This window comes from Acinetobacter sp. S54 (assembly GCF_016624945.1).
Classification (GTDB): domain Bacteria; phylum Pseudomonadota; class Gammaproteobacteria; order Pseudomonadales; family Moraxellaceae; genus Acinetobacter.
Genome location: NZ_JACVUI010000002.1, coordinates 421514 through 447404, shown reverse-complemented (window position 1 = coordinate 447404; position 25891 = coordinate 421514). Strand labels below are relative to the sequence as shown.

23 protein-coding genes are annotated in these 25891 nt (G+C 40.5%); 19 read left to right on the top strand and 4 right to left on the bottom strand.

Annotation, left to right across the window (positions count from 1 at the left end; translation table 11 throughout):
- Positions 1 to 20 precede the first annotated feature (20 nt).
- The 7 genes from IAE20_RS05125 to IAE20_RS05095 all read left to right on the top strand — a co-directional run bounded on the left by IAE20_RS05125 (position 21) and on the right by IAE20_RS05095 (position 7084).
- Positions 21 to 722, top strand: coding sequence for a response regulator (locus tag IAE20_RS05125; protein WP_227610758.1), 702 nt, complete (start codon positions 21 to 23; stop codon positions 720 to 722).
- Positions 723 to 755: 33 nt separating this feature from the next.
- A complete protein-coding gene (locus IAE20_RS05120) occupies positions 756 to 1541 on the top strand; it encodes a PAS domain-containing protein (RefSeq protein WP_200481364.1) in 786 nt (261 codons plus the stop codon).
- A 126-nt stretch (positions 1542 to 1667) separates the two neighbouring features.
- On the top strand, positions 1668 to 3050 hold the full coding sequence (locus tag IAE20_RS05115) for an NAD(P)-binding domain-containing protein (RefSeq protein WP_200459745.1): 1383 nt from the start codon (positions 1668 to 1670) through the stop codon (positions 3048 to 3050).
- Between the two features lie 361 nt (positions 3051 to 3411).
- Positions 3412 to 3960: a dimethylamine monooxygenase subunit DmmA family protein gene (locus IAE20_RS05110; protein WP_200481363.1), complete on the top strand. Its 549-nt coding sequence runs from the start codon at positions 3412 to 3414 to the stop codon at positions 3958 to 3960.
- Entirely contained in the window at positions 3953 to 4897 is a 945-nt protein-coding gene (locus tag IAE20_RS05105) for a PDR/VanB family oxidoreductase (protein ID WP_200481362.1), read from the top strand. Before IAE20_RS05110 ends, IAE20_RS05105 begins: the two co-directional genes overlap by 8 nt.
- Positions 4898 to 4912: 15 nt before the next feature.
- Entirely contained in the window at positions 4913 to 5923 is a 1011-nt protein-coding gene (locus tag IAE20_RS05100; RefSeq protein ID WP_200481361.1) for a heme-dependent oxidative N-demethylase family protein, read from the top strand.
- 30 nt (positions 5924 to 5953) lie between these two features.
- On the top strand, positions 5954 to 7084 hold the full coding sequence (locus IAE20_RS05095) for an aminomethyltransferase family protein (RefSeq protein WP_200481360.1): 1131 nt from the start codon (positions 5954 to 5956) through the stop codon (positions 7082 to 7084).
- A 72-nt stretch (positions 7085 to 7156) separates the two neighbouring features.
- Here the strand turns inward: IAE20_RS05095 and IAE20_RS05090 are convergent, their stop codons facing one another.
- Complete coding sequence (locus IAE20_RS05090) at positions 7157 to 7495, bottom strand: P-II family nitrogen regulator (RefSeq protein ID WP_200459740.1); 339 nt, start codon at positions 7493 to 7495, stop codon at positions 7157 to 7159.
- Positions 7496 to 7874: 379 nt separating this feature from the next.
- On the opposite strand from IAE20_RS05090, the gene IAE20_RS05085 reads away from it, so the two are divergent.
- The 7 genes from IAE20_RS05085 (at position 7875) to IAE20_RS05055 (ending at position 15313) form a co-directional block, all read left to right on the top strand.
- Positions 7875 to 8108, top strand: a complete 234-nt coding sequence (locus IAE20_RS05085) for a hypothetical protein (protein WP_200459739.1) — start codon at positions 7875 to 7877, stop codon at positions 8106 to 8108.
- A gap of 231 nt (positions 8109 to 8339) precedes the next feature.
- The gene (gene purU / locus IAE20_RS05080) at positions 8340 to 9206 is read left to right on the top strand and encodes a formyltetrahydrofolate deformylase (RefSeq protein ID WP_200459738.1); all 867 of its coding nucleotides are present in this window, start codon (positions 8340 to 8342) and stop codon (positions 9204 to 9206) included.
- Complete coding sequence (gene folD, locus IAE20_RS05075) at positions 9203 to 10096, top strand: bifunctional methylenetetrahydrofolate dehydrogenase/methenyltetrahydrofolate cyclohydrolase FolD (RefSeq protein WP_200481359.1); 894 nt, start codon at positions 9203 to 9205, stop codon at positions 10094 to 10096. The genes purU and folD overlap by 4 nt, the downstream gene beginning before the upstream one ends.
- Before the next feature lie 55 nt (positions 10097 to 10151).
- On the top strand, positions 10152 to 11390 hold the full coding sequence (locus IAE20_RS05070; protein ID WP_200459736.1) for an FAD-dependent oxidoreductase: 1239 nt from the start codon (positions 10152 to 10154) through the stop codon (positions 11388 to 11390).
- Positions 11391 to 11402: 12 nt separating this feature from the next.
- Positions 11403 to 11726, top strand: a complete 324-nt coding sequence (locus IAE20_RS05065) for a sarcosine oxidase subunit delta (RefSeq protein ID WP_200459735.1) — start codon at positions 11403 to 11405, stop codon at positions 11724 to 11726.
- Positions 11723 to 14638 (top strand): glycine cleavage T C-terminal barrel domain-containing protein, encoded by a 2916-nt coding sequence (locus IAE20_RS05060; protein ID WP_200481358.1) that lies wholly within the window; start codon positions 11723 to 11725, stop codon positions 14636 to 14638. The genes IAE20_RS05065 and IAE20_RS05060 overlap by 4 nt, the downstream gene beginning before the upstream one ends.
- Positions 14639 to 14641: 3 nt before the next feature.
- Complete coding sequence (locus IAE20_RS05055) at positions 14642 to 15313, top strand: sarcosine oxidase subunit gamma (RefSeq protein ID WP_200481357.1); 672 nt, start codon at positions 14642 to 14644, stop codon at positions 15311 to 15313.
- Positions 15314 to 15581: 268 nt separating this feature from the next.
- Here IAE20_RS05055 and IAE20_RS05050 read toward each other — a convergent pair whose 3' ends face one another.
- Both IAE20_RS05050 and IAE20_RS05045 read right to left on the bottom strand, forming a co-directional pair.
- The gene (locus tag IAE20_RS05050) at positions 15582 to 16895 is read right to left on the bottom strand and encodes an ammonium transporter (RefSeq protein WP_200459732.1); all 1314 of its coding nucleotides are present in this window, start codon (positions 16893 to 16895) and stop codon (positions 15582 to 15584) included.
- 304 nt (positions 16896 to 17199) lie between these two features.
- Positions 17200 to 17796, bottom strand: coding sequence for a helix-turn-helix domain-containing protein (locus IAE20_RS05045; protein ID WP_200459731.1), 597 nt, complete (start codon positions 17794 to 17796; stop codon positions 17200 to 17202).
- A gap of 294 nt (positions 17797 to 18090) precedes the next feature.
- On the opposite strand from IAE20_RS05045, the gene glnT reads away from it, so the two are divergent.
- The 5 genes from glnT (at position 18091) to IAE20_RS05020 (ending at position 24929) form a co-directional block, all read left to right on the top strand.
- Positions 18091 to 19482, top strand: a complete 1392-nt coding sequence (gene glnT, locus IAE20_RS05040; RefSeq protein WP_265092573.1) for a type III glutamate--ammonia ligase — start codon at positions 18091 to 18093, stop codon at positions 19480 to 19482.
- 47 nt (positions 19483 to 19529) lie between these two features.
- The gene (locus IAE20_RS05035; protein WP_200481356.1) at positions 19530 to 20432 is read left to right on the top strand and encodes a class II glutamine amidotransferase; all 903 of its coding nucleotides are present in this window, start codon (positions 19530 to 19532) and stop codon (positions 20430 to 20432) included.
- Between the two features lie 27 nt (positions 20433 to 20459).
- A complete protein-coding gene (locus tag IAE20_RS05030; RefSeq protein ID WP_200459729.1) occupies positions 20460 to 21179 on the top strand; it encodes a protein glxC in 720 nt (239 codons plus the stop codon).
- 20 nt (positions 21180 to 21199) lie between these two features.
- The gene (locus tag IAE20_RS05025) at positions 21200 to 22534 is read left to right on the top strand and encodes an FMN-binding glutamate synthase family protein (RefSeq protein WP_200459728.1); all 1335 of its coding nucleotides are present in this window, start codon (positions 21200 to 21202) and stop codon (positions 22532 to 22534) included.
- A gap of 448 nt (positions 22535 to 22982) precedes the next feature.
- Positions 22983 to 24929: an acid phosphatase gene (locus IAE20_RS05020; RefSeq protein WP_200481355.1), complete on the top strand. Its 1947-nt coding sequence runs from the start codon at positions 22983 to 22985 to the stop codon at positions 24927 to 24929.
- Positions 24930 to 25089: 160 nt separating this feature from the next.
- Here the strand turns inward: IAE20_RS05020 and IAE20_RS05015 are convergent, their stop codons facing one another.
- Positions 25090 to 25761: a TetR/AcrR family transcriptional regulator gene (locus IAE20_RS05015; protein ID WP_227610757.1), complete on the bottom strand. Its 672-nt coding sequence runs from the start codon at positions 25759 to 25761 to the stop codon at positions 25090 to 25092.
- Between the last annotated feature and the right edge of the window lie 130 nt (positions 25762 to 25891).

Sequence of the window (25891 nt, the reverse complement as noted above, 5' to 3'; positions counted from 1 at the left end):
TTTTAAAAGGGGTCATCAAAATGTCGATGCCAGTCTATACAGTGAGTATTGTCGATGATCATGCTTTATTTCGGCGTGGTGTACTCGATATTTTAAGGCAATCGGGCCGTTATCAGGTTTTAGCAGAATATGCTTCAGGCAGAGAGTTTTTGGGTCAGATGCAACAGGTGTACCCCGATTTGTTATTGCTTGATGTACAAATGCCTGATGAATCTGGTTTAAATATTCTAAGGGAGATTCGTAAAACCGATCAACGATTAAAAGTCGTTGTTTTGACAGCGAGCGATGATGCACAAATTATTTTGGAAGCGATACAGCTGGGTGCAAATGGATTTTTGCCTAAAGATACTTTGCCAGAAGTGATTTTATCTAATCTAAACGATGTCTTAAATGGACAAACGATTTTACATGGGCAGGGCATCACTATTTTAGCGCATCAGTTGCGGCTCAATAATCATGAGGCAACAGAATTATTATCCGAAAGCCCTGAACTCATGGATGATCACCATGTTTTATTTTCAGAAATGACGATGCGCGAGCAGGAAACTTTATTGCTTATTGCGAAAGGATTAAATAATAAGTTGATTGCTAGAGAGCTGGGAATCAGTGATGGCACAGTCAAAGTATATGTGAAAAGCCTATTGCGCAAATTGAATGTACATTCTCGACTGGAACTTTCAGTCTGGGTACACAGGCATTTAAAAACGATCCGTAACGTTTAATAAATATGAATAATTTCATAGTAGGAGCATCATATGCTAAAACTACTGCATAACGTCCTGCATCCTCATCCTGCTGCGTCCATCAAACAGTCTTGGTCTCCCTTATTTCAGTCTTTTTCAGAAATAGTTTTACTGGTCGATCAATATCTAAACATCTATGAATATAATGTTGCGTGGATTAATTTTATTCATATTGATCATTCAGATCGTACTTTGATCCCGCAGCAAGATTTTTCTCACTGGGTTTATCCCGAAGATGTGTATTATTTTAAGCATTTGTTGAACCATCCACAAAATAGCCAATATCGTTTACGTTTAATGGATGGAAAAAATAATTTGCACTGGTTTGAGGTTTCAGCAAATTATATTCAACATGATCCTAAGCACAATAAAATGTATTGGTGTTTGATATGTTCTAATCAGACCGAACGAATTAAGGAGCAATATTTACAGGTTGCTCAACAGCGCAGTTTAAATGATCTGTTAAAACGTCTGCCTATTATGTTATATCGGTCCCGAAATGATCGGGACTGGACCATGGAATATGTCAGTGAAGGTTGTGAAAAAATTACGGGTTATGCTGCACATCAATTATTAAATACACCTTTATACGGCAATATCATTCATCCTGACGATGAAGCCGAAGTTTGGGAAGTTTCACAGACAGCCATACGAGCTCGAACGTTGTTTTATCTGGATTATCGGTTAATACGAGCAAATCAGGATATTTTAAATGTTCAGGAAATAGGGCAAGGCTTATATTCAGAGAGTGATATGGTTTTGGGGGTAGAAGGGGTAATTTTCCCCAATGCGGGTTGATCAACCCAATAGACTTTTACAGTATTCCTAACTAACCCCTTGGTCATACCTACTACAGGGAATTTATCTCCTTAAATTTCAGAATTATCGTTAATTCAATAGTTTTACGATTTGAGGAGAACATCAATGACACGTGTTGCGATTATCGGGGCAGGACCAAGTGGAATGGCGCAATTGCGTGCATTTCAATCAGCTCAACAAAAAGGGATGGATATTCCCGAAATCATATGTTTTGAAAAGCAGTCTGACTGGGGAGGACAATGGAATTATACATGGCGTACAGGACTAGATGAACAGGGTGAGCCTGTTCATAGCAGTATGTACCGTTATCTGTGGTCAAATGGCCCCAAAGAAGCCCTTGAATTTGCTGATTATAGTTTTGATGAGCATTTTGGTAAGCCAATCGGTTCCTATCCTCCACGAGAGGTATTATGGGATTACATTAAAGGTCGTGTTGAAAAAGCTAATTTACCCGATGGTTCAAATGTTCGAAGTTGGGTACGTTTTAATACGGCTGCTCGTCATATTGAGTTTGATCAAGTCACTCGTCAATTTACGGTGACTGTACATAATTATGATAAAGATGAAGTTTATTCGGAAGTTTTTGACTATGTTGTGGTGGCTAGCGGACATTTCTCTACTCCAAAAGTACCAGAATATGAGGGATTTAAAAGCTTTGGCGGACGGATTTTACATGCCCATGATTTTCGTGATGCGCTTGAATTTAAAGATAAAACAGTTTTAGTGGTAGGCAGTAGTTATTCGGCCGAAGATATTGGTTCACAATGTTATAAATATGGTGCAAAGCAAATTATCAGTTGTTACCGTAGCGCACCGATGAACTATAAATGGCCTGCTAACTGGTCTGAACGTCCAGCATTAAAACGAGTCGATCAGACGCATGCGTACTTTGTTGATGGTTCAAGTGCACAAATAGATGCCATTATTTTATGTACCGGCTATTTGCATTATTTTCCATTTATGCAAGAAGAATTACGCCTTAAAACAGATAATCGTTTGTACCCTTTAGGCTTATATAAAGGTGTCGTCTATGAGAAAAATACTCGATTATTCTATTTGGGCATGCAAGATCAGTGGTACACCTTCAACATGTTTGATGCACAAGCATGGTATGTGCGTGATGTGATTTTGGGAAAAATTGAACTGCCTGAATATGACGAGATGTTGGCACATACGCAGAAATGGCACGATATCGAAAAAGCCATTACCGAAGTGCCTGACATGTATAAATTTCAGGGAGATTATATTCTAAATCTGATTGAAGCTACGGATTATCCAACCTTTGATATTGAAGCCATGCGCTTAATTTTTATGGAATGGAAACAGCATAAAAAAGAAAACATCATGACTTTCCGAGATCATATTTATACATCTGTCATTACGGGTACGTTAGCAGCCTTACATCATACGACTTGGCTTAATGCATTGGATGATTCTTTGGAAAATTATTTGCACGCGGGGCAGGAAGATTGCAAGAAGGTTGGATAAGCACATTTTGTTAAAAATGAGTGATCTCTAACGTTTGAATGATCTAAGCTGAGTGGTATCAATAAGGATTTACTTTTTAAAAATGAAAAGTAATAAAAATCTGTTGTCGGACTGACAATACGAAGCATTGTTGCAGTCCGCCATTCATATTGCCTGTCTTGATAGCTAATCAGGATTAAAGATTCTTGGATTATTTCTAGCGTTTGACAGTTTGAGCCAAGACTTCTCTATAAATGTCACATCCCATAAAAAAATTCATTTAAATACCCCTAAAGAGGTATGCCTTCAAGGAAATTTTCCTACCAAGAAAATAATTTTACTCTTGATTGATCTTCTTATTTCACTACACGGGGACTCTGCGATGCAAGAACACATGCTCAGTACGCCTGTTTATCAGAATGTCCATGATCTTCAAATACTACATGGGAAAACACTATTTCTGGTTCAGTCATCTCAGCCAACAGCAGTTCAGCATATACAGCAAAAAATGCGAGATGTTGATTTTGAGAATTTTTTTATTTTTCAAGATTCAGCCATCTGGGCAGAACAAATACAGGCTGTAGTTTTTCAATGTTTAAATCAGGCGCAGGCGGGATGGCGCGCCGTGATTCATGGCGAAGAGTATTTTATTTGGTTGGTCGATCATGCCTTACGCCAAGTAGGTTTGCTCAAAGATGAAATTGCGAGAGTGCTGATTGAGGGTAAACGTAACGTGTATTGCGTACATTGCTTTCATATGCAAAACAGCGATTCCGAAGACTTTTGCCAGTGTGAAAACTGTGGCGTTGATTTGCTGATTCGTAGCCATTTCTCCGAACGTTTGGGGGCATACATGGGGGTATGTGCCAATGCTGAACATCTAGGTGGGCCTTACCAAAAGATTAAAGCGCTGGAGGTGAGTCATGTCTAATCTCATGGCAGTAAGAGTGAGTCAAATTGAGCAAATGACTTCAATTATTCGTGAATTTACCTTTGAGTCAGTCGATCAACCTTTAAGACATTTTTCATCGGGTAGCCATGTAGTGGTGCAATTACCAGTACAAGATCGAATTTTAAGAAATGCTTATTCATTGCTCAGTGATCCTTTTGAAAATCAATATTATAAGATTGCAGTACGCTTGCAGGACGATTCTCGCGGTGGCTCACGGTTTATGCATGATCAGGTGAACGTCGGTGACATTCTGAAAATTTCAGCACCATTAAATCTATTTTCATTGCATTCTCAAGCCCAACATCATGTATTTATTGCAGGTGGCATTGGCATTACTCCCTTTATGTCACATATTCGGCAATTGGTGCACAGTGGTGGGAGCTTTGAGCTGCATTATGCCTGCCGAGATCAAGTCAGTAATGCTTATGAATCGGTATTAAATCAACTCTTTCCAGCCCAATTAAATGTCTATTCGGAACGTACTGAATGTCGTTTAGATGTCCTAAAACTGTTGCAACAGCAAGATTTACATACACATGTTTATATTTGTGGGCCAGATCGTTTAATTGATGCAGTAAAAGATGCCGCCCAGAAGTTAGGCTGGTCAAAACATAGAGTGCATTGGGAAGCCTTTGCCTCACCACCTGCAGGAACACCGTTTCAGGCAAAACTAACTAAACGTCAAAAAACAATAGAAGTAGCGAGTAATTACAGTTTGCTCGAAGCGTTAGAGGCTCAAGGCGTGGAAGTACCAAGTCTCTGCCGTGGCGGTGTGTGTGGGCAGTGCGCTTTGAAATATAAAAATGGTGAGATTGATCATCACGATCATTTTTTAAATACCGAAGAACGTCAGCATTTTCTCATGCCCTGTGTTTCGCGTGCCAAGCATGGCAGTTGCATCGAACTCGATTTATAGAAAGGAACATTGCTTATGACTATTCAATTTAATCCATCAGAACAGATGCGCGATCAATTTTATTATTACAACAGCCCCAAAGCGATTGCACGTTTTCCTTTTCCTTTTCCAGAAGACCACTATATGTATTCTGTGAATATTGAACCTGTTGTTTCAAAATCGGACACTGTTTTTGAAAACTGGTTTGATATTGATGAGCATTATTTAACAGAAATGAACGAGCGGGCGTTAACCCTCGCCAGTGATCCTAAACGTTGCATTGTTTTACCGCACATGCATCAAGCAGCTTGGGATTTTTTGGAAATGGCCATGACCCATTTATCACACGATTACCCAGAGCATTTCCAGTTGCAACAGCACGGTAAAGCATGGCATTGGGTGAATAAGCCTTTAAACATTGATATTCATTTTACTTTTGGTGATGCAGCCACATTACCACTTGAGCCTTTTGAATTTATCGCTCGACAGGTACAAGGTGATATTGCCTTGCTTGATCAGCGTGATGGCGATTTATACATGGATGCCGGCATGATTACGGGACCAGCCGATTGGTCGCTGAATTTTGATGCAGGAATGAGTTTCAAACAATGGCATGCGCCTGTGCCACAACTTGCACATAACTTAGGGGTGTTTGATCGTGCCTTAAAATTTTTACTCAATATTCAGGTCGATCAACCATACCGTCGTTTGAACTGGACGATGACAATCAATCCACGTATGGATACTTCCTCTGAAACCTATCATTTATGGGGACATGAGCGAGCATTAGTTACCCAAGACAATGCCGGTGAATTGGTACATTTACGTGTTGAACTACAAATGATGCCGCGTTTAGCACGTAGTAATGCCTTGTTATTTAGTATTCGTACTTATCTGATAAGTCTGAATGATTTGGTAAAAAATCCAATTTGGGCAAGGCGTTTACATCGCGTGATTCGGGACTTGCCCGAGCCAATTGCCGACTACAAAGGCATTAGCCATTACCGAGAACCCTTGGTGCAATGGTTAAGTCAATTTGATGAATAAAATTAGTATTTTTAAAAAGGAAAATTAAGTATGGCAAATTTATGGCGTATTTCGGCATTGGCAGAACGTCACCGTCAATTGGGGTCGAAACTCGAAGACTGGAACGGGATGGGAACGGCATGGACTTATGACAGCAATACTGCTGATCATTACACTGCAATTCGGACTAAAGCAGGGTTGATGGATGTTTCGGGTTTAAAGAAAGTTCACTATGTTGGGCCACATGCGGAAAGCCTATTGGAATATGCAACTTCACGAGATATTTCAAAACTCTATCCGGGTAAATCTGCTTATGCCAGCATGCTCAATGAAGAAGGCAAATTTGTGGATGATTGCGTGATTTATCGCACGGGTCCAAATTCATTTCTGGTTGTACATGGTACGGGGATAGGCTTAGAAATGCTGACTCGTTCTGCCATCGGGCGTCAGGTTGCAATTTTATTTGATGATGATTTACATGATTTATCGCTACAAGGCCCATTGGCCGTGGATTTTCTGGCAGAGTATGTTCCGGGTATTCGCGATTTGCCATATTTCCATCATATTCAAACACGTCTATTTAATTGTCCAGTCATGATTTCACGAACAGGTTATACGGGTGAACGTGGTTATGAAATTTTCTGTAAAGCCAATGATGCGCCTATAATCTGGGATACGATTTTAGAAAAAGGCAAAAGCTATGGCATTGTACCGTGCTCATTTGTCACGCTGGACTGGTTACGCGTAGAAAGCTATCTCTTGTTTTATCCTTACGATAACTCCGAATATTTTCCATTCAAAAATGAAAAATCAGGCGATACATTGTGGGAACTCGGGCTTGATTTTACCGTTTCACCGACCAAAGGAGAGTTTCGTGGTGGTTATGAACATAAGCGTTTAAAAGACAAAGAGCGTTTTAAGATTTATGGCGTAGTTTTAGACACTGAACAAGCGGCGGAAATGGGGGATACCCTATGGGATGGTGATACCCAAATAGGTGTAATTACCTGTGGCATGTATTCTCCGTTAAGCAAAAAGTCGGTTGCTATAGCCCGTGTTGATGTGCCTTATGCAGTAGATGGCAAAGCATTGACGGTAAAAGGTAGTTTAGACGTGACTGCTGAAACTCATAGCTTACCATTCGATGATCCACAAAAATTAAAGCGAACCGCAAAAGGCTAATTCGAATCAAAAAGAACAATCCTGTCAGAATTGGCAGGATTTTTTATAGCTATTTAAAAAAAGGAAATCAATTTAGAGAGCATCTCTACCTGTTTCACCCGTACGAATACGGATCACTTGTTCAAGTGCTGACACAAGAATTTTACCATCGCCAATTTTTCCAGTAGATGCAGCTTTGCTGATCGCATCAATGGTCGTTTCTACAGATGTATCATCCAAAGCAATTTCTAGTTTGACTTTGGGTAAAAAATCAATTTTATATTCGGCACCACGGTACATTTCAGTATGACCTTTTTGTCGTCCAACCCCTTTTACTTCTGTAACAGTTATGCCTTGAATGCCTAGTGCAGAAAGAGCCTCACGGACATCATCCAATTTAAATGGTTTTATCACTGCGGTGATCAATTTCATTTGATTCCCCTGATTGAAAGGTCAATAAGCTTGGGTTTACGAATTTGTCATCATCTCGTTTCCTCTTTTGTTATATAGAATTTAAGCAGGAAAAGTCTATATTTCTTTATAAAATTCAAAGACTTTTTTTAGGTACTCCTTTAGAGGTATAGGCGTCTTTGGACTTTTCTTATGGGTTTAGTTGAATATTTGAAGAGGTATATTTAGACGGTAATTCGTAGGGCAAAACTAACATTTTTTGCTTAATTTTGATGCATAAAAAATTCCTATCACGAATATTTTATTGGTTGTATTTTTATCTAATTGAACAAAAAGACTTTTTTAGAATGGCATAAAGCTTGCTAATACAACATTACCCCTTAATTCAGAAGGTAATGCCATGAATGAATCTAGTTTATTTAAGATCAAAAACATACGTTTAATTGGACAAAAAACGTGTGAGCTTTATATGGAAAATGTGGAAACCTTGTCGATTAAAGGCTGGGTCATTAATTGCAATGATGTATTTATTCACCAGTTTCACGAGCAGTTAAACAACTTGTGTCAGTCCGATAATCCATTTCAGTCTTTACTACAGTTAAAGCAATACCACAAAGTTGAAGTTCTATGTTAGGCCAAAAGTGATGCGTGGTATTGAAAGCAATACCACCATTTCCTAGTTTTTATGTTTTATATCTATAAAAGTTTCCTGATAAGAAAAAAAAATTCAAAAAACTATGGACGATTAGGAAAAATTAAACTATAAATTACTACTAAGAAAATTAATTTCCTGAAAGGAAACTTTTTCAATGCGAATTGTCATCATCCGTCATCACGTTTAGGACTTAACATTGAGGAATTCATTATGTCCCACGATCAAATCGAGCAATACATTTTAAAAATTAGTTGTCCTGCTGCTTCAGGCATTGTGTCTGCGGTATCAAGCTATTTAGCAGGTAATAATTGCTATATCAGTGAAATGTCACAATACGATGATGAAACAACCGGATATTTTTTTAGTCGCATCGTTTTTCGTTTTAATAACGGCAAAGGAAACATTGAGGAACTCAAGCAAAATTTTGGTGAGGTAGCGGAAAAATTTGCCATGAATGCAAGCTTTTATGACAAAAATAATCCGATGAAAGTTTTAATTATGGTCAGTAAGTTTGATCATTGTTTGCTGAATTTATTGTATCGCCATCATAAGGGCGAACTGGATTTTCAGATCACAGCCATTGTGTCTAATCATCTAGATTTACGACCAATTGCTGAACGTGAAGGCATTCGCTTCATCTATTTGCCCGTAACCAAAGACACTAAGCAGCAGCAAGAGCAACAATTGCTCGACATCGTGGATGAAACCGGTACGGAACTGGTAATTTTAGCGCGTTATATGCAAATCCTTTCCAATAATTTATGCACACAGCTTTCTGGTCGTGCCATTAATATTCACCATTCGTTTTTACCAGGTTTTAAAGGTGCTAAACCCTATCATCAAGCGTATGAGCGTGGAGTTAAATTGATTGGTGCAACAGCACATTTTGTGACCAGTGATTTAGATGAAGGACCAATCATTGAGCAAGAAGTACAACGTGTTGACCATGCTTATTTGCCAGATGATTTAGTTTCTGTTGGCCGTGATACCGAAACCGTGGCGTTATCTAAAGCAGTAAAATATTTTGTTGAGCATCGCGTATTTATGAATGATGATCGTACGGTGGTGTTCAAATGAGCTTGAGCCTATTACAGCAAGAGGATGACAAAATCATTGATGGTAAAACCACAGCACAGCAGGTTCTAGACGAAGTCAAATACGAAGTTGTCAAAATGAAACAGCAGGGTATTGAACCATGTTTAGCGGTGATTTTGGTCGGTGAAGATCCTGCAAGTCACGTATATGTCCGTAACAAAGTCGAAAAAGCTGAATTTGTTGGCATGCGTTCTTTGGAGTTTCGTTTTGAAGTTGATCTGAATCAAGAACAATTACTTGCCAAAATTGATGAACTCAATGCCGATACCCGTGTACATGGCATTTTAGTGCAGTTGCCTTTGCCAAAACATATTAATGAAACCGATGTATTACAACGTATCGATCCCCAAAAAGATGTCGATGGTTTTCATAGTGAAAATGTCGGGGGATTGAGCCAAGGTCGTGATGTGCTTACCCCATGCACACCAACGGGTTGCATCCGTCTGCTAAAGGACAGTTTGGGTGATGATCTGAGTGGCTTACATGCGGTGGTGGCTGGACGTTCCAATATTGTCGGTAAACCTATGGCAGCTTTGCTTTTAAAAGAAAACTGTACAGTTACGATAGTTCATTCCAAGACTAAAAATATACAGCAAGTGTGCCAGCAGGCCGACATTCTTGTCGCAGCGGTAGGGCGTCCAAAAATGATCACTGCATCTTATGTTAAAGCTGATGCGGTGGTGATTGATGTCGGAATTAACCGAATTCTGGAAAATGGCAAAAATCGTTTGGTAGGCGATGTCGACTTCGATGATGTACTGCCAATCGTAAGTGCTATCACCCCTGTACCAGGTGGAGTAGGGCCGATGACCATTGCTTATTTAATGAAAAATACCTTGCATGCTGCCAAGTTGCAGCACGCTGAACTGTAAAACGAAATTATCCGAATGATCACAGGCGTTTGAAACGCCGCGGAGGAATGTACCCATGCCTTTTGGTCTACTGAAGTATGGATTGAGCCATGAATATCCTGTGGAAGTGGATTTGCCTCCACCCAAGGAACTCAAAACTCATTATGACATTGTCATTATTGGGGCAGGCGGGCATGGTTTAGCCATCGCATATTACTTGGCAAAATATCATGGCATTACAGACATTGCCGTGTTGGAAAAATCTTATCTGGGCAGTGGCAATATTGCGCGAAATACTGCGGTTATTCGCTCGAATTACCTTACCTCCGAAGGGGTAAAGTTTTATGCCGAGTCAGTAAATTTATTTAAAAATCTGTCCAATGAATTCAATTTCAACATTATGTATTCTGAGCGTGGACAGTTGACTCTGGCACATACAGATTCTACGGTCAGAGCCTTTCGCCAGCGTGCTGAAGTCAATAAACATTTTGGTGGCCGTACTGAAATGATCGACCGCCAACAGATTAAAGAATTGGTACCTTGCCTGAATCTTGACCCGGCACATCTGCCTGTCTTGGCGGGTTTATGGCATATTGACGGGGCGACTGCACGCCATGATGCCGTAGCATGGGGCTATGCCAAAGAAGCAGCAAAGCGTGGGGTGGAAATTCATCAGCTCACAGAAGTTAAAGATTTTGTTGTAGAAAAAAATAAGGTCGTCGCAGTGAAAACCAACCGAGGCACTATACAGTGTGGTTGTATCGTACAAGCGATTGCAGGTTCCTCTTCTATTTTAATGAACAAACTGAATATCCGCGCTCCAATTCATACCTTCCCTTTACAAGCTATGGTGTCACAGCCATTTAAACCGTTTATTAATCCATTGGTGAGTTCATCTGCATTGCATTGTTATGTACAGCAAACCAGTCGAGGGGAAATTGTATTTGGTGGCGGTTCTGATCCGTATCCCTTGTACAACACGCGTTCAACACTCGATTTAAAAGAAAGCTTGCTGGCACATGCTATTGAAATGTTCCCATTTATGGCAAATGTGAAATTAATGCGGCAATGGGCAGGCATTACTGATATGACACCCGACTATAGTCCGATTATGGGGAAATCACCCTATGACAATTATTATCTCGATGCTGGATGGGGAACTTGGGGGTTTAAGGCCACACCAATTTGCGGAAAAACTATGGCAGAGCTGGTTGCGACTGGTCGTACACCTGAGTTGATTAAACCGTTTGCGCTAGAACGCTTTAGTCGTTTTCAGCAAGTCAATGAAATGGGCGCCACTGCGGCCAGCCACTAGGGAGTAGATTACATGAAAATTATGCATTGTCCTTTAAATGGCCCTCGTAATATCAGCGAATTTACCTATGGCGGCGAACTCAAGGAAATGATTGATCAAAACACTTGCAGTGACGAGGCATGGGCAGATTATGTGTTCAATACTCGAAATATTGCTGGTGTTGTCCTCGAATGGTGGATGCATACACCAAGCAGTTACTGGTTCATCGCTGAACGTCATACTGTGACCGATAAAATTTTAAGAACCTTTGATGCCAAAGCGTTATTTTCACAACGCATTGATTTCTCTGCCCCTGAAGCGACAGCAACTGTAGTACATAAGGAGTCATTAACATGAGTAAAAGTGAAACTTTACAACGACTGCCTTTACCTTATGGCTGTTTAATTGACCGTCAAAGAACCATTGAATTTGAATTTGATCAGCAAAAATTTACGGGTTTTGCCGGTGACAGTATTGCCAGTGCCTTACTTGGGCAACAGCGTTGGGTAATGTCACGTTCATTTAAATATCATCGCCCTCGTGCACCTTTGACTCTAGCGGGTCAAGACGCCAATACCTTGATTCAATTGCCACATGAGGCCAATGTATTAGCGGATACCACTGAAATCAGCACAAATCTAATAGTATCGGGTCAGAATTTTTCGGGCAGCTTATTGAAAGACAGTAATGCTTCTTTAGGGAAGTTTTCAAAATTTATGCCAGTCGGATTTTATTATCGTTCATTTTTCAAACCCAAAGGAGTCTGGAAACTTTGGGAACCTTTAATCCGAAAAAAAGCGGGCTTGGGCATTGTGGATTTAAATTTTCAGCCTGAGTATTACGATAAAGCTTATTTATTTACAGATGTTGCGGTGATTGGCGCTGGACCAGCAGGGTTACAAGCGGCATTAAGTGCAGCCAACGAGGGTGCAAACGTCTTATTAATTGAGCAAGAGAAAATTCTTGGCGGTAGTTTGAACTATGCACGGTTCGATTTGTCAGGTAAAAAAGCGGCTGAGTTACGTGCCAAGCTGGTCAGTGCTGTTGAGCAACATGGCAACATTACGGTGATGAAACAAGCAGTATGTAATGCATGGTTTACTGATCACTATTTACCAGTAATTCAAGGCAAACGTATGTATAAAGTACGTGCTAAACAATGTGTGGTGGCAAGTGGCAGTTTTGATCAGCCTGTTGTGTTTCGCAACAATGATTTACCAGGAGTGATATTAACCAGTGCAGCGCAAAGACTAATCAAATTATACGCGGTCAAGCCAGGTCAGCGCATTGTGATGCTGACTGGGAATGATGATGGTTACTATGCTGCATTAGATTTTATTGAAGCGGGTTTAAATGTTGAGGCTTTGGTTGATTTACGCGCAACGACCGCCAATGAAAGCTTGCAGCAAGCGGTACAGCAAAAAATTCAATGCTATATGAACAGTACGGTTTATGAAGCTTTTCATGATAAAAGCATGCATCGTGTAACGGGTGTGGAAATTCGCAATATTATCAGTGAGGGGCAAGTTGGTAATGTCATCAACAAGCTGGAGTGCGATGTTTTATGCATGTCTTCTGGTTATATGCCTGTTTATCAATTGTTGTGTCAGGCGGGGGGCAAACTGAGTTATGACGAGCAAAAGGCTGAATTTAATATTTCAGACTTGCCTCAAGGCTTACATGTCGTAGGTTCAGTCAATGGCGTGCATCATATTGAAAATGTATTAAATGATGCACAGTACACTGCACGCTTGGCTGTGGCTCAAGCTTTAGGACAGGATATACAGCAAGATCAGCCCAAAATGCTCCATGAGGCAGCAGTAAACTTTCCATGGCCGATTTTTGAACACCCAAAAGGCAAAGAGTTTGTTGATTATGATGAAGATTTACAAATCTGCGATATCGTGAATGCCACTAAATGTGGTTATAGAGATGTGCAATTGGTGAAACGGTTTTCAACCGTGGGAATGGGGCCATCGCAAGGACGTCATTCGGCTTTGCCTACAGCTCGATTGGTGGCAAAGTCGACTCAGCGCAGCATGAGTGAAACGGGTGTAACGACAGCGCGTCCGCCATTTACTGTTGAAAAACTGGCGCATGTGGCAGGACGTGGTTTTGAACCATATCGACAAACAGCCATGCACAGCCGACATATTGAAGCTGGCGCGAAAATGATGCCCGCTGGCAATTGGCAACGTCCAGCCTTTTATGGAAACCCAGATGAACGACTAAAAAATATAGCAGATGAAGTCAATAATGTACGCCAGAATGTCGGCATTATTGATGTCTCAACATTAGGTGGTCTGGATGTTCGTGGGCCAGACAGTGCCGAGTTTCTAAATCGACTTTATACCTTTGGTTTTGCCAAATTGCCAGTCGGAAAAACCCGTTATGCTGTCATGGCAAATGAGCATGGGGTCGTGATTGATGATGGTGTGGCAGGACGTTTAAGCGAAAATCATTTTTATGTGACCGCCACCACCAGTGGGGTAGATCGTATTTACCAGCAAATGCTGAAATGGAATGTACAGTGGCGTTTAAATATTGACATTACGAATGTGACTACAGCATTGGCCGCCGTTAATATTGCTGGGCCCAAATCGCGTGAAGTGATGATACAAATTTGCCATGATGTCGATTTATCCAACGAGGCATTTCCATATTTGGGACTCCGTGAGGGAACCATTTATGGTATTCCTGTGCGTATTTTACGCGTTGGCTTCGTGGGCGAGTTGGGCTATGAAATTCATTTCCCGGCACGTTATGGGGAGTTTATGTGGGATAAACTCATCGAAGCAGGTAAGCCTTTCAATATGAAACCATTCGGAGTAGAAAGTCAGCGTTTATTACGTTTAGAAAAAGGCCACATCATTATTAGTCAAGATACCGACGGTATGACTCATCCTCTAGAAGTTGATTTAGGCTGGGCTGTCGCGCGTAATAAACCATGGTTTGTTGGTAAGCGTTCAATTGCGATTTTAGAAGCACAACCGTTGAAACGTAAACTGGTATCTTTTGTTTTGGATAAATCTCAAGAGCAGCCACTTGAAGGGCATCTTGTACTTGAGGGCGAAAATATTTCAGGCAATATCACGTCCTGCGAATATTCACCTACCGTGGACAAAATTATTGGAATGGCGTATGTCGGGATTAATCAAAGTGAAGTTGGACAACAATTTCCAATCCGTGTTGAGAATCGTGCCGTTGTACTTGCGACAGTCGTCAAAGCCCCGTTTTACGATCCACAAAACCAACGTCAGGAGGTTTAAGCCATGCAAAATTTATATCATGCACAGCGCAGTCCGATTGCTAAAACAGTTCCTACCTCACTTTACCAAGCTTTTGGTCAGGGTAAAATGTTTCTGAAAGATGACTCTATAGATGCCAAATGGCAGATTCAAAAATCTGCCATTATAGATTTAACAAACCTTTCTCGAGTGGGTTTTCGTGGAGCTGATACGGCAAATTATTTGAGTAGTTTTGGATTTTATTTACCAGAAGTCCCAAACTTTGCTTTACAACAGGCCGATGGGAGTTGGGTTGCGCGTTTATCTGCGACAGAATATTTATTGTTAGGTTCACTCACAGATTTTGGTGAAAGAATCAATCAGTTAGAAAATGGCTGGACAATGGATGATCGTGCAAATTATTTATTGCCCCGACAGGATAGCCATGCATGGTTACAACTGACTGGAGAAACTGCGGCTTGGGTGATGGCAAAACTCTGTGGAGTTGATCTATCCAGTGAAGTTTTTGCTATAGGACAAATTGCGCAAACCTCTGTTGCTCGGGTCAATGCGATTGTGATTAATGTGAGTGATACCCAAACGCAAAAATTCGATATTCTTTGTGACCGAATGGCTGCTCTATATTTGTGGGAAGTTTTGCAAGATGCCATTAGTGAATTTGATGGTAAGGCGGTGGGCATAGAAGGGCTATTGTAAGCTGTTTACTCATTTCAAAACAAAATTGGTATAGATTAAGGTCTATGCCTTTTTTTATTTAAATAAAGAGTGGAAATGGTACATCTTTGCAGTCTGGATTAATCCGTGTGAGTCTAAAAATATTGTAATTGAATAAGGAGCAATTGATTTGGGAAATCAATTAGATCAAGCTCAGATATCTTATATGAACAGATTTACAGGCATGGCCAATAGATTTTAGCTTAAATAAAAAAGCCTGAGATCTATCTCAGGCTTTTATTAAATCTGGTTAATCATTATAAGCGCGTTCATTGTGATCGCTAATATCTAAGCCACGTTGTTCTGCTTCATCAGATACGCGTAAACCCATTGTTTTATCAATGATTTTCATAATTATAAAAGTGAGCACACCGCAGTATACGATTGTTAAAAGAATACTTGAAACTTGTGCAATTAATTGACTCATGACATTTACATCCTGATTGCCTCCCAAGGCAGGAATACAAAAAATACCAGTCAAAATACAGCCAACCATTCCACCCACACCATGTAAGGCAAAGACATCGAGGGCATCGTCAAAACCAAATTTGCGTTTTAAACCCGTCACAGCAAAGAAACAGCAAATACTGGTGATGATACCTATGGCTATTGCACCTAATGGCCCTACATAAGCGGCGGCAGGTGTAATACCAACTAATCCAGCAATTGCACCAGATGCTAGACCTAAAGATGTAACATGTTTAAGCACCATTTTTTCTATTAGCATCCAGCCAAAAATACCACCACACGTTGCAAGCATTGTGGTGAGTAAAACCAGCCCGGCTGTAGTATTCGCAGCTAATGCAGAACCTACATTAAAACCAAACCAGCCTGCCCACAGCAGTGCCGCACCAATCATGGTATATACCAAATTATGTGGCGGCATGGCAGTCGTTGGCCAGCCACGGCGTTTACCTAACACGATTGCACCTACCAGAGCAGCCACACCAGAATTAATATGAACGGCTGTACCCCCTGCAAAATCTAGTACTCCCCAATTGTGCATAATTGCACCAGGTCCACCCCAAACCATGTGTGCCAAGGGTCCATATACTAAAATGAGCCACAATGCACCAAAAAGTACAGCCGCACCAAATTTAATACGTTCCGCATATCCACCCAATGCGATACAGGGTGTAATCATCGCAAAAGTTAGGCCAAAAGTCGCCAAAACATATTCAGGTACGCCTGCAACAAGTGTCTGGTCATTTATATTTGCAAAAAATGCTTTGCTTAGCCCTCCCACAAAACTATTTATATTTAAAGCACCTTCAGTCATATTGGTGGTATCTGCGACAAAGCTATAAACAAACGCCACCCATAAAATACCGACCACGCTGGCAACCGCAAAAAATTGTGAAAATATAGAGAGGACGTTTTTTGCACGAATCATTCCCCCATAAAACAGTGCTAATCCTGGAATGAACATGATTAGAACTAAAATAGCCGATGTCATAATCCATACTGTAGATGCGGCGTCAAACGGGGCATCGGCAGCAAAACAGTAAGTGGGTAAGATTATCAGGCAACCGAGTAGCATTTTTTTCAACGCATAGGAAATCATGCATTTACTCCCATATTCTAAAAAAGGTTTGTCATTTCATATCGCCTTCAGACGAAGGAATTTTTATATTCCTTTAGGGAATATTAATTTCTTTTTATTAAAGCAATTCTTATACCATGATTGTTTTTTAGACCATAAATATGTAATTGATTGTTTTATAATACTTTTTGTTTTGAATTAAGCGGAATTAATTTCTGATGTGGTCAATATTGAGACATTTATATGTAATGTACAGGGGTTTTAATATCGCCATTTAGGGTGAGATGTTTTGTCTTAACCACCATTCACCGCAAATGGCATTAATTCATTCTTCACTTGGCCCATAATTCATGACAGAGAGTAGGCGAATAGGAACTTTGATTAGTTTTTCTGGGCCATGGGGAATTTCGCCTTCTAATGTCAGGCAATCCCCCGGCTGCATGTGGAAGACTTCATGGCCATGTCGATACATCAATTCACCTTCGACCAAATACAACATTTCAGTACCAGGATGGGCAAAAGTTGGAAACTCTTCACTGGCGTCATCCATGCTGACCAAATAAGCCTCGAAATTTTTACGAGGGCCTCTTGAATGGGTCATCAGTTGATAGGTATGACCTTTTTCTGTACCGCGACGCACCACTTCCATACCTTCGCCCGACTTCACCAACATGGCATGGCTTTCTTGTTGGTCATATTGGGTAAATAAAGTAGACATGGGAACGCCTAGGACTTCACACAAACGGCTAAGTGTTTCAAGACTGGTAGATACCTGAGCATTTTCGATTTTGCTTAACATCCCTTGGCTAATTCCAGCAATCTGTGCAACTTCCGATAACTTTAAACCTTGTGCTTGGCGAAGACGCTTAATTTGAATACCGATGTATTGTTCCAGCTTCAAGCTGTTCTTTATTTGTCTCATTATGGTTCAACTCTGCACTGTTTTTGATAGTTCATTTTGTAGGATTTTACTAAAAACATGTTGGTCATGTTGGAAAAATTAAAAATCATTTTAAGAAAATAATATTCTCTATAGGAATATTAATAACTTATTCTCATTCGACCTTCTTTTAAGGCAATTTTCACAAAGTTGGCAAGAGATTTGCTTTCTCATTAGTAAATAAAATTTCTTGCTATGAAACTTGTGTTGATGTAAAAGTATATCCATGCAGTTTTCAAGCCAAACATAATTTTTGTCATATCAGGAGTATGTCAAATGTTGCAGCAGGCTATTAAGGAAACGATTGATCATGACAATGTCATTAATCGTCCAATGTACCGTCCCGAAGTGCAAAAGGTGATTGACCAATTTCATTTGAAATATGTGTTGGCTCAGTTTGTTGACATTCATGGGGCAGCAAAAACTAAATCGGTACCCATTTCTGGATTAAAAGCAATTGAAAAAGATGGGGTTGGTTTTGCTGGTTTTGCCATTTCAGGAATGGGCATGCAACCCCATGGCCCTGATTTTATGGTGAAAGGGGATTTATCTTCTTTAACGCCAGTGCCATGGCAACCGGGCTATGGACGTGTGGTATGCGAAGGTCATGTCAACGGTCAACCGCATCCTTATGACACACGGTATGTACTGCGTAAGCAGGTGGAACGTTTGAGCGTAAAGGGCTGGACTTTGAATACAGGTCTGGAACCTGAGTTTAGTCTGTTTCGCCGTGGTGAAGATGGAAAGCTCAAGGCTGTAGATGATTCGGACAATCTAGATAAGCCTTGTTACGACTATAAAGGTTTATCTCGTTCTCGTGAGTTTTTGGAACGTTTGACTGAAGCCTTAATTCCCGTGGGTTTTGATATTTACCAAATTGACCATGAAGATGCCAATGGCCAGTTTGAAATTAACTATACCTATAGCGATGCCATGAATTCGGCTGATATGTTTACCTTCTTCCGTATGGCTGCAGGGGAAATTGCTAATGATCTCGGCATTATTTGTTCATTTATGCCAAAACCCGACCCGAAACGTGCTGGCAATGGCATGCATTTTCATCTCTCTATCGGTAGCGATGAATCAAGCAATTTATTTCATGATCCAAGTGACCCAAGTGGCATGGGCTTATCGAAAATGGCCTATCACTTTATTGCTGGATTATTGGCACATGGCCCTGCTTTATGTGCATTTTGTGCTCCAACGGTTAACTCTTATAAACGTTTAGTTGTCGGTCGTTCTTTGTCAGGAGCGACTTGGGCACCGGCTTTTCTTGCATATGGTTCAAATAACCGTTCAGCCATGGTTCGTATTCCGTATGGACGTATTGAATTACGTCTACCCGATGCCGGCTGTAACCCATATTTGGTGTCGGCAGCAATTATTGCGGCTGGTCTAGATGGTATTGAGCGTGAACTTACTCCTCCACCTGCATGTAATGAAAATCTCTATACCTTGGGCTTAGAGGAAATTGCTGCCCGTGGAATTGCGACCTTACCGCAATCTTTAAAAGAAGCCGTAGAAGCTTTAAAAGCTGATTCATTATTTAGAGAAACATTAGGTGCAGAAATTGTCGATGAATTCATTGAACAAAAAAGCATGGAGTGGGTGGAATATTGCCGCCATGTCTCTGACTGGGAAATTCAACGTTATACCGAGTTTTTCTAAAAACTCTATAACCCAATAAATGAAGATGAAATGATTGGAGAAATCACATGTGTGGAATCGTTGGCTTATATTTAAAAAATCCTGCTCTTGAGTCTCAACTTGGTAAATTATTTGAACCGATGTTGGAGTCGATGACAGGTCGTGGTCCTGACAGTGCAGGATTTGCGATTTATGGTGATGAAGTGCAAGACGGTTGGGTCAAATTGACTTTGCAAAGTACTGACGAAGATTTTAACTGGCAGGCTTTTGCAGAAAAATTACAAGCAAAATTGGGCACAGGTTTTGACTGGTTTCAAAATGCCACTGCTGCGGTAATGAAAGTTGAATCAGATGAAATGACTGTACGGGCCGCGATAGTGGAATTGGCACCCCAGCTCAAAATTATGAGCGCAGGACAAAGCATTGAAATTTTAAAAGGCATGGGTTTACCTGTTGAAATTTCTGAACGGTTTGGACTTGCTACTATGAAAGGTAGCCACATTATTGGGCATACCCGTATGGCAACAGAAAGTGCCGTGACGATGGAAGGTAGTCATCCATTTTCAACAGGCGCAGATTTGTGCTTAGTCCATAATGGTTCATTGTCAAATCACGCACGTTTACGTCAAGAGTTAAAACGTGAAGGCATTACTTTTGAAACAGATAATGATACGGAAGTGGCGGCTGGTTATCTAACCTGGCGTTTACAACAAGGCGATAATTTGGAGCAAGCCTTGAATCATGCACTTGATGATTTAGATGGATTCTTTACTTTTGCAATTGGTACTCGTGATGGTTTTGCGGTAATTCGGGATCCGATTGCCTGCAAACCAGCAGTGTTAGCTGAAACAGACGACTATGTAGCGATGGCTTCAGAATATCAGGCATTGGCATCCCTACCGAATATCGATAAAGCCAAAGTATGGGAACCAGAGCCCGCTACTTTATACGTTTGGGAACGTAGCGCATAACAACATTTGCAAAATGAGGAGAATCAAATGAATACAGTATTGGCAAAAATCGAACACGTTAGCAAAAACACATATGATTTAAACCATGACAGCATTCGTGAGTTAAATCAGGCGCTTCATAACAGTGAAGTTGTGGCAGAAATAAAAAACTGGACGGTGAAAAATCCTGGGGGGCAACACAATATAGCGGTGGGGATTAACGCACCGATTAAAGTCACTATTGAGGGTCATGCTGGTTATTATTGCGCAGGTATGAATCAAGAAGCAGATATTGTAGTGAATGGCAATGTTGGCGTAGGCGTTGCAGAAAACATGATGTCAGGTTCAGTCCATATTAAAGGTAATGCATCACAAGCCGCAGGCGCAACTGCGCATGGGGGAACTTTGATTATTGAAGGTGATGCAGGCGCTCGTTGTGGCATTTCCATGAAAGGGGTAGACATTATTGTTGGTGGCAGCATTGGACATATGAGCTGTTTCATGGGACAGGCTGGTCGTTTGGTGGTCTGTGGAGATGCTGGAGATGCCTTAGGCGACTCACTTTATGAAACTCGTATTTATGTCAAAGGTAGTGTGAAGTCTTTAGGTTCTGACTGTATCGAAAAAGAAATGCGTCAGGAACATGTGGCTGAACTTGCAGAACTCTTAGAAAAAGCAGGCTTCAACGAAGATCCAACGGCATTCAAACGTTATGGTTCAGCACGTCAGCTTTATAACTTCAAAGTTGACAATGCATCGGCTTATTAAAACGTATCGGAGAATACAACATGACTCAATCAACTACACAATTTGAACCTGTACTACGTGAATCCGCTACATTTGACCGTTTAACGATTCAGGAAATTCAACGTGCTGCTGCCACAGGAATTTATGACATTCGTGGAGGAGGAACTAAACGTCATCTTCCGCACTTCGATGATTTACTTCTGCTTGGTGCAAGTATGTCACGCTACCCATTAGAAGGTTATCGTGAAAAATGCGGAACTGATGTGGTGTTAGGGACCCGTTTTGCAAAAAAACCAATCCACTTGAAAATTCCTGTAACCATTGCGGGTATGAGTTTTGGAGCATTATCAGCCAATGCAAAAGAGGCTTTAGGTCGTGGTGCATCTGTCGTAGGAACATCCACCACAACGGGTGATGGGGGGATGACGCCAGAGGAACGGGGCCATTCAGAAACATTGGTTTATCAATATTTGCCATCACGTTATGGTATGAACCCAGATGATTTACGTAAAGCTGATGCCATTGAAATTGTTCTGGGACAAGGTGCAAAACCAGGTGGTGGCGGTATGTTACTTGGTATGAAAGTGACTGAACGTGTAGCGGGTATGCGTACCTTACCTGTAGGTGTCGATCAACGCTCTGCGTGTCGTCATCCAGACTGGACGGGGCCAGATGATCTAGCTATTAAGATTGCGGAAATTCGCGAAATCACGGATTGGGAAAAACCGATTTACGTAAAAATTGGGGCAAGTCGTCCATATTATGATGTCAAACTGGCTGTAAAAGCAGGTGCAGATGTGATCGTTTTGGATGGCATGCAAGGCGGAACAGCAGCCACGCAAGAAGTGTTTATTGAACATGTGGGTATTCCAATTTTACCTGCCATTCCTCAAGCTGTTCAGGCACTCCAAGAAATGGGTATGCATCGTAAAGTACAGTTGATCGTTTCTGGAGGTATTCGTACCGGTGCCGATGTTGCCAAAGCAATGGCACTCGGTGCAGATGCAGTCGCAATTGGTACAGCTGCGCTTATTGCACTGGGTGATAACCACCCACGCCTCAATGAAGAATTGAAAAAAATCGGTTCGGCTGCGGGTTATTATGATGATTGGCAAAATGGTCAAGATCCGGCAGGGATTACTACACAAAATCCTGAATTGGCAAAAAATCTTGATCCGATTGAGGGGGGGCGCCATTTGGCAAATTACTTACGCGTCTTGGTGTTGGAAGCCCAAACAATGGCGCGTGCTTGTGGTAAATCGCATCTGCATAATCTTGACCCTGAAGATTTAGTTGCTTTGACTGTTGAAGCAGCAGCAATGGCACGTGTGCCCTTAGCTGGAACAAACTGGGTACCGGGACATTTGGGAGGATAAGCGCTTAAATAACAACAGGTCGCAATATATGCTATCGCGTGAATAAGGAACGCATAGCATATATCGCCCTGTAATTTGAGTCATTAAAAGCAAACTATAGAATATATAAGCTAACACGCTTGAATATATACAGTTGTGTTTCCACCTATCATATTCTGTGGCTAATTCTCTAAATGATTGTAAGCTATGAAAAAGATAGAAGAATGAACGATATGATTTATCATGATGGTCGTTTTGAGTGATTAATAAAAAAACTTTATTGCTTTGACTAAGCTCGCGTCCTTTAACCAAATTAATTTTAGAGATTTAAAAAAATTGTTTAAATTCAGGTTGCTCTCATCGTGTTTTTAACATGATTTGTTTAGACAATTTAAAATTAATTCTGGCTATGTAATAACAGCTAAACATAGATGATGAAAGATACCGTTTTTTATTAACGGATCGAATCATGTCAAGCTTTAAAATAAATACACTTTTATTATCACTAATTTCATGTTCAGTTTTTTTTACGGGGTGTAATGATAGCCATTCTTCTGATGATGACATCAGCGCAAATCAGGAAACTCCAGCAGCTCCAAAGGGCGTGGGATACGAAGATACTGCTCCATTAGCATTGAACATAACACCAATTGTAGATTCCTGGATAACCAACCAACGCGGTGATGCACGTTATGCAACGGTCGAAACAAATGCGGGAGTGAGAGTTTTAAGTGGTTTTCTTGATGTATGGACCCCATCAAGCCTATTTGTAGATGCAGGCGTTTCTGCACAAGCCCAAGATGGATTTCCTGCCGTTACCCAATCAAACTGGACGGGTTTACCTGCCGATTCTACAGATGGCAGCAAAAAAAATGCTGATGTACTCAATTACAATATTAATTACTCTGTCCAGACCACTCATAACCGAACAGAAGAGGATGCTATAAGGGCCTATCTAGATGATAGACGTGGAAAAAGTTATAGCGTAACTACAGGCATGGGAGCATTGACTGATCCTTGGCGAGCATTAACTGGGCAAACTACTACAATAAACTCCGTGCCAAGTGATGCAAATCAAGTGAAATATGATGATAAAGGCAATAATACAGGACTGACTACAGCTGAAGGAAATACAAATTTTGGTAAAGTTGTAGAATTTATTCAGGCCATGGGAAATAACTCTTCAACTGAACCTGCAAAACGTTTTTATAAATATGCACGTCCATATCGCTGGAGTACAGATGTTATCGTTGTGCCTAGTTTAGAATCAGCAAAAAGCAGCACTCCCTCAACAGATGGTGGTTTCCCTAGTGGTCACACCGCTGAAGCTGGTCGTAATGCAATTGCTATGGCTTATCTGGTTCCACAACGCTATCAAGAAATCATAGCCAGAGGTATGGATCTGGGGGATTCTCGTATTATTGCAGGTATGCATTCTGCGCTTGATGTGATTGGTGGAAGACTTCAGTCTATTGCTGCCGATGTTGCAAATCTCAATGCTATGACGCAAGCACAAAGAAAAGAAGCATATTCGCAAGCCCAGACACAACTCATGAAAGCAACCAATACTTCCACCTTTGAGGAATTCTACGCTTTATCCAAAATGCCTTATGATGCCAATGATCGATTCGCTGATCTTGAAAAATTAAAAAAACAAGTTGATCAGTGGATGACCTATGGATTTAACCAGATTAGCGATAAAACTAAAACTGCAACGGTACCGAAAGGTGCTGAAATCTTACTTGAAACACGGTTCCCTTATTTGAGTGCAGAACAACGTCGTGTAGTTTTAAAATCAACGGCATTAGCCTCAGGCTATCCTGTTATGGATGATACCGAGGGATATGGACGCTTAAATTTATTCAGAGCAGGAGGTGGGTATGGCAATTTTAATGGAGATGTTTATCTAACGATGGATGCTGATTTAGGTGGCTTTAACCAATATGATCAGTGGAATAATGATATTACAGGTGAAGGTAAACTTACCAAACTAGGTACAGGAACCTTGGCATTAGCAGGAAACAACGCATTTACAGGAGGAATTGATCTTAAACAGGGCAGTCTTGAATTATCATCTGAGAATGCCGCTGCCCAAGGTGATATTTATATGCATGAAAACAGCAGACTTAATATTAATGCCACCAAGACAGTGAATGTTTCTGGTAATTTAACTCAGCTTTCAGGAACTACGCTCAATGTTAACTTGCAGTTAAATACATTGCCTGCGATTCAGGTTGGTAAGACAGTCACTTTAAATGGAACATTACAGCTAATAACAAAGACCAATTTACCAACAGGAACATACACTGTTTTATCAGCCAAAAAACTTCAAGGAAGCTTTAAAAGAGTGACATTGAATGGAAAAGATATCACTGCAAATTATCAAAATAATAGCGTGGTATTTACAGTCTCATAAACCAGTTTCATCAGGTCGTGACCATGCTCTAAAATAGATGACAGAATTTCTTTTAAAACCGAGTGAAGCAATGAGCTCGGTTTTTTCATCTATTAAAAAATAGTAGCACTGGATCGTTAATGCATTATTGATTGAGGTGTTTAATCCGTCGCTAGAAAACTTAACGAATTTGGTGATTTTTTAATACCGTAAAAAAGGGAGTTTGTATGTTAACTTCTGACGGCAATGGTAGACTCATTAATCTTTGGGCTTCCTCTGGAGCAATGCCTAAATTGATAAAAAGAGTTTCTATTACTAGATTAAAATAATCCTGATCCACCGCTTCTGTTAGAATCGTTTCCAATGAGTAATAAGCAGAACCGAGAAAAATATCGCGGGAAACTCGATAATCCTTAATAATGACTAACCCTAGATCGTGTGCTTTTTTTAAATCTCGAGTTAGATACCGTGAAATATTTCTACCACGAAGAGTAAATCTTGGCCCTACGCTGGTAATTAACTGTCCCCAAACTGGATAACGTGTTGCAGAGCGTAAGTATAATTTTGTGGCTAACATAACTCGTTCAAGAGGATGATCAAATTGAAAAATAATAGGCTCAATAATATCTAATATCTCGTCACTCATCTGTATTGCAAGTTCAGTAAGTAATTCATTCGTCGAAGTAAAATAATTATAAAACGTACCTCTAGATACACCCGCATGTTTGACGAAATCATCAATCAACAAATTTTGTTCGGCAGGCACTTGGCAATATAGATCAAGTGCAGAAACCATTAAATGATTTTTCATTTTTTGCTTTTTTTCTAAGCCAACTCTACTTCGGTGATCCAATTTGGCCTCTTTAAACGCTTTAAGCTATGTCTTTGAAATCATAAATATATTAACTAAATTCCTGCATAAAGCCAAAAATTAATATCTATGTATCTTATATAAAAATAAAAGTTTTTAAAAATCATAAACA